The organism is Polaromonas sp. P1_G2 (genome assembly GCF_056405515.1).
In genome coordinates this window covers 1-448 of the sequence record NZ_JBFUBY010001169.1, presented here as the reverse complement: position 1 = coordinate 448, position 448 = coordinate 1, and the positions used below count along the sequence as shown (strand labels likewise).

Annotated in this window: 1 protein-coding gene; it reads left to right on the top strand. The window is 60.5% G+C overall.

The window, feature by feature from the left end; all coding sequences use genetic code 11:
• A partial coding sequence (locus AC1D0P_RS29605) for an EscU/YscU/HrcU family type III secretion system export apparatus switch protein (protein WP_477679994.1) occupies positions 1-448 on the top strand: 448 nt, incomplete at both ends.

Below are 448 nucleotides of genomic sequence, written 5' to 3'. Positions count from 1 at the left end.
AGCCCCTACCCAGAAACGTTATCTGGAAGCGGCGGAGAAGGGCAATGTGCCCTTCTCGCGCGAAATCACAGTCTTCGCCTCGACGCTGGGCATTTACATCTATCTCGTTTTCTACCTGCCCTCCGGCGTTGCCCATCTCTGGGATACGCTGAAGAGCCTGTTCGAGAAGCCGGACCAATGGCGTTTCGAGACCGGGCCTGATGTCGTGGCGCTGTTCATGCGTCTTGGCTGGGAATCGACGGCGATCGTGGCCCCTGCCTTCATCCTGATGGCGACCTTCGGCGTCGGCGCCTCGGTGTTACAGAACCTGCCGAGCCCGGTGCTCGAGCGTATCGCGCCGAAATTCTCGCGCCTCAATCCAGTCTCCGGCTTCCAGCGCATCTTCGGCCTGCCAGGCTATGTCGAGTTCGGCAAGTCACTGGTCAAGGTGTTGGTTGTCGGGACGGTG